General features: G+C 68.4%; 4 protein-coding genes and 1 pseudogene. 2 read left to right on the plus strand and 3 right to left on the minus strand.

Annotated features, from left to right (window positions below; translation table 11 throughout):
• Window positions 1-868, plus strand: a pseudogene (locus GA0115259_RS40230) (hypothetical protein); the annotation flags it as partial.
• Window positions 869-1,176: 308 nt separating this feature from the next.
• Here GA0115259_RS40230 and GA0115259_RS12295 read toward each other — a convergent pair.
• Both GA0115259_RS12295 and GA0115259_RS12300 read right to left on the minus strand, forming a co-directional pair.
• Window positions 1,177-1,434, minus strand: coding sequence for a DUF397 domain-containing protein (locus GA0115259_RS12295; protein WP_093595113.1), 258 nt, complete (start codon window positions 1,432-1,434; stop codon window positions 1,177-1,179).
• 13 nt (window positions 1,435-1,447) lie between these two features.
• Window positions 1,448-2,350 carry a helix-turn-helix domain-containing protein gene (locus GA0115259_RS12300; protein WP_345941010.1) on the minus strand — a complete coding sequence of 301 codons (903 nt, stop codon included), beginning with the start codon at window positions 2,348-2,350 and terminating at the stop codon, window positions 1,448-1,450.
• Between the two features lie 168 nt (window positions 2,351-2,518).
• Between GA0115259_RS12300 and GA0115259_RS12305 the strand changes: the two genes are divergently transcribed.
• Window positions 2,519-2,851 (plus strand): hypothetical protein, encoded by a 333-nt coding sequence (locus GA0115259_RS12305; RefSeq protein WP_093595116.1) that lies wholly within the window; start codon window positions 2,519-2,521, stop codon window positions 2,849-2,851.
• A 94-nt stretch (window positions 2,852-2,945) separates the two neighbouring features.
• Here GA0115259_RS12305 and GA0115259_RS12310 read toward each other — a convergent pair.
• Window positions 2,946-4,579 (minus strand): ABC transporter ATP-binding protein (locus GA0115259_RS12310; RefSeq protein WP_093595120.1); only part of this gene is annotated, 1,634 nt, incomplete at its 5' end.

Consider the following 4,579-nt stretch of genomic DNA (forward strand, 5'->3'; position numbering starts at 1 on the left):
CGCCGGCCGGGCGGACGGCGCGGCAGCCGACGGCACGGCCGTGGCGCTCGACTTCGCGCGGACCGACGGCGCGGACGCGACGGTCTCGGGCGCGCTGGTCCTCGGCCGCTCGGACGGCAACGTCCGTTATCTGACCGCGCCTTGGGTGCGGGAGACCTCCGTACGCGATCTGCTCGATCCCGACGGATCCGCGCGTCCGCTGCGCCGTGACGCGCACGGCGTGACGGAGCCGCTGGACAGCCCGGCGACGGCACGCGACTGCGCGTCCTGGGACACGCTGGAGGTGCGCGCCGACGGTACGGAGCGGCTGCTCACCGATCTCGGCGAACTGATCCCGGCCCGGCTGACGTCCGGCCCGCCGTCGTCACCGAAGGACGTCTCGGACGCGGCGGACCGGGCGGCCTGGGCGCGTACGGCCTGTCTGCTGCCGACGGTACGGTCGCACGGCGTGCGCTCCGTGAACTCCTGGGAGTACGCCCGTCAGCCCTTGCCCGAGTCCAACGGAACAGCCCGCTGGCTGTGCACCCGCGCGGAAACCTGGCACGGAACGGGCAGCCGCGTCCTGGCCCAGTTCCAGGCCCCGTCGGAACGCAAGGCGGCCCCGGCCGCGATCGCGGCCCGCGCGGAAGACACCCCGGCCTGCGGCCCCCGCGAGCCCCAGGTACTGGCCGGCGTCCTCTGGAAGTCCCGGAACGGCCACTGGTACGTACTGGCGGCCGGCAGCGACCAGCTCACCTCACTGGAAGTCTCAGGCGGAGCCAAGGCCCACACAAAGGGCCGCCTACTGGCCACCCGCGCAAAGGAGGGCACGGAGGCGGCCCTGTACGGACGCACCCCAAACGGCAAGAGGGTGGACGCACTGCGGTGAGGCAGCACGCCGAGGCAGCGCGGCGCGGTCGCCGGACCTCTGCGGACCCCTACCCCGAGGAGGTCAGGCAGGGATCGTGGGCCGGACGCATTGCTCGGTACCATGAACAAGCACGGGCACCTGCCGACTTCCTTTAGGCACGCCGGAGCCGACTGCGGACCTATGGAGAGCGGCGCCGGGTGCAGGGCCTGCTGCGTGAGAAGCTCGCGATGCTCGCAGGCATCAGCGCGCCCTCCGCCGCGAACCCGAACCGCTGTCCCTTCCGGCCGAGCTTGCCGGGCTTGCGCTTTCGCTGAACCTGTACCGCATCAGCCGGTTTGCGCGCCCGAGGGGTGCTCGGGCGACGCGGTGTCCGGGGCGATGTCAGTGGCGTCGTTGACGAAGTGGTCGAACTCGCCCGCCTTGATACCGAGGATGAAGGCACGGAGCTTTTCGGGGGTGGTGGTGACGATGGTGTCCGGGGAGTCGCTCTCGCGGAGCTTGATCGTGCCGTCGTCGGCTGCAACGTCGATGCAGTTGGCTGACGTGCCGCTATAGGAAGACTTCTGCCAGTCGTAGTTGGACATGTTCAGTAGCCAATCACAAGGTCTGGGCCACGCGCTGAACCAGGTCGCGTGACTCCCCCGGCGTGAGGGCGCTTCCCTCAAGCCGGTCGAGTACGGCGCGGTACCTGAGGAGTTGGGGTTGTGCCTCTACATAGCCGGAGTAAATGTCTGTGTCAAGCTGCACGGTGTCGAGCTGAGGGACTTCGGCATCGAAATAGACGATTGCCGAACCGGAACTCGGATAGCTGCCGGTGCCGAACGGGGTGACGCGAACGGTGATGTGTTCATGCTCGCTCATTTCCATCAGATGTTCCAGTTGGGCACGAGCCACCTTCGGGCCCCCGAACCCCATGCGCAGGGCGGCTTCATGGATGATCGCCGTGAGTTGCGTGGGCTGTTCTCCGTAGATCACTGCCTGCCGCTTGATCCGGAAGGAGACTTGGTGCTCGACTGTAGGGGGATCGAAAGGCGGAACAACGTCCCTGAACAGAGCTCGGGCATGCTCCGTGGTCTGTAGGAGCCCCGGCATGTGAATCGTGGTGGCGATACGCATCTGCCGGGTGTGATGCTCCAGTTCCGCAAGGTCCAGGTGCGGTTCCGGCAAGATCCCCCGGTACTCGTCCCACCATCCGCGCGTCCGCCCGCCGGTCATGCTCGCGAGCTCGTCGATCAGTGGTTGGTCCGCGCAGCCGTACAGCCGCGCGAGCGTGCGCACGCGCTCGGCACTCACCGGATAGCCACCGGACTCGATGTTGCTGATCCGCGACTGCGTCGTGCCGTGCAGCCGACCCGCTTCGGTGGCGGAGATCTCGGCGAGTTCACGCAAGCGCCGAAGCTCGGCGCCCAGGCGCCGTTGCCGGATCGTTGGCGGGAGCTTGCTCGGGGGCATCATTGCCGTCCTCTCCTGGTTTGTACACACAGATACATTGGAACCCATAAGAGTGAGCTGGGGTGCTACTCCACACCCAACGGGTGGACTAGATACTACATCAGTCGCTACGGTGTGAGTCAGGCCACTCCAACTGGCCGCGCCGCAAGGCGCCTTCACATCGCCATGCCCAGCCTCGGCCGGGCAGGTGCCACCCTCTTCCGACAGGGGAATCCCATGACCGTATCGCCGCAGGACCCTGCCCTGGAGCCGTTCGACTTCGGGCGAGAGCTGTACGAATTGGTACGTGACACCGCGCCCCGGCTCTTCGCCGTCGTCATCGAGTACTGCGCCGGCACGGACGACGCGGATGCCATGGTCGTCGCGTGGGGGCTGGCGTACGACGACGGGAAGGCCGAGGTCACTCAGATCGAGAGCGGACGGCGATGGCAGCTCACGGCGCCGGATCACGCCGTGCGGTACTTCCCGCGGTCGAAGGAGTGTTCCCCACGACTGGTGTGGCTCGCGCCGCCCGACGTTGACGTACACGACCAGACTCAGGCCGCCTGACGTCACCGCGAGGGACGTATCCACTGATCCACCGAGCCACGCTCTCTGTCTGGACCGATCCCCCTCGCCGGTCCATCCGTCGCCCGCTCACGCTCTATCGCTCGGCGGCGGCTCGGTCGTTGTAGGTCTGCGCTTGGGCGCGCCACATCGTTGTATAGGTGCCGTTGTGCTGAAGGAGCGTGTGGTGGGTGCCTTCTTCGGTGATCTCGCCTCCGTCGAGGACGATGATCCGGTCGGCGGTGCGGGTGGAGCCGAGGCGGTGGGTGATGAGGATGACGGTGCGATTGGCGCTGAGGGTGCGGATGCGTTCGTAGACGGCCTCCTCGGCGAGCGGGTCGAGGGCTGAGGTGGGTTCGTCGCAGATCAGGACAGGGGCGTTGCGGTAGAAGGCGCGGGCGGCGGCGAGGCGCTGCCATTGCCCGCCGGAGAGGTCGCGTCCTCCCCACCAGGAGGGAGCGAGGTTGGTGTCGAGGCCGTCGGGGAAGGTGGCCAGTACGGTGTCGGCTCCAGCGGCGTGGGCTGCTGTGGTGATGGCGGTGTCGTCCTGCGGGCCCTGCCCGAGGGTGATGTTCTCGCGGGCAGTGACGGGCCAGCGGCCGAAGTCCTGGGGGAGCATCGCGAGTTGGTTCCATACCTGTTCGGGGTCGACGGCGGCCAGGTCGGTGCCGTCCCAGGTGACCGTGCCGCTGGTGGGTGTGTACAGGCCGGCGAGGAGTTTGGCGAGCGTGGATTTTCCGGATCCGTTGGCACCGACGATGGCCAGTACTTCGCCCTGATGTACGCGTACGTTGATGCCCTTGAGGGCGGGAAGTTCACTGCCGGGGTAGTGGAAGGTGACGTTCCGGGCTTCGATCAGCTTCGGGTTGCGCGGGACGGGCCGGGGCTCGTCGGGGAGGGTGGTTCGGGCGGTGGTGTCGGTGAGGAATCGGTCCCAGTCGTCAAGGTAGAGGCCGGTCTTGTAAGAGGAGTTGGCGCCGTGGACGAGACCGGTCAGGAGGCGCCCGCTGGTCTGGACGGCGATGAAGGCGGTGCCGGCCGTGGCGGGAGGGATGTGGCCGTCGGCGGTGAGCCACAGGAGGGCGGCATAGACGCCTGCGGTGGCGGTTCCGGCGGCGGCGTCGCCGAGGATCTGACAGCGGGCGTGGGTACGGCCGACTTCGGCGGCGGCGTTTTCGAGACGGGAGGTGACGGTACGGAAGCGGTCGAGGAGCCAGCTGCGCATGGTGTTGGCGCGGACTTCAAGGGCGCTGTCCCGTCCGGCGGTGTGGAACATGAGGGAGTGCCGCAGACGGCGGTCGGCGAGCGTGTGGCGGTCGGTGAGGTAGGCGGCGCGGGCGGCGCGGACGGCTGCCCAGCCACGCGGCACGACAGCGACGAGCAGGAGCGGTAGCAGTACGGGGTGGAGGTGGGTGAGAACGCCGGCGGCGGCGAAGAGGCCGAGGAGTGCCGTGGTGACGGTGGCGAGAGCTTCGGTCATCAGGTGGGCGTCTTTGGCGGCGCGGTTGGCGGCTTCGCTGTGGTCACACCAGGCGGGGTCGTCGTAGGCGGCCAATGGGGCGCGGGTGGCGGCTTCGAGGTAGCGGATCTCGGCGACGCCGTCGACGCGAGGGCCGATCCGGGCGGTGGTGGCGATGGTGAGCGCGGCGACGAGGGAGCGTACGGACGCTGCCGCGCCGACTGTACGAGCGCACCCGCCGCTTCCGCTCGTACTCGTCGTGGCTTTTTCCC

Source organism: Streptomyces sp. MnatMP-M17, from assembly GCF_900091995.1.
In the GTDB taxonomy this organism is placed as follows: domain Bacteria; phylum Actinomycetota; class Actinomycetes; order Streptomycetales; family Streptomycetaceae; genus Streptomyces.

Excerpts from the sequence above, each read along its gene's own strand:
- GA0115259_RS12305 (WP_093595116.1), top strand. The coding sequence starts at position 2,519 with ATGACCGTATCGCCGCAGGACCCTGCCCTGGAGCCGTTCGACTTCGGG.
- GA0115259_RS12295 (WP_093595113.1), bottom strand. The coding sequence starts at position 1,434 with ATGTCCAACTACGACTGGCAGAAGTCTTCCTATAGCGGCACGTCAGCC.
- GA0115259_RS12300 (WP_345941010.1), bottom strand. The coding sequence starts at position 2,350 with ATGGGTTCCAATGTATCTGTGTGTACAAACCAGGAGAGGACGGCAATG.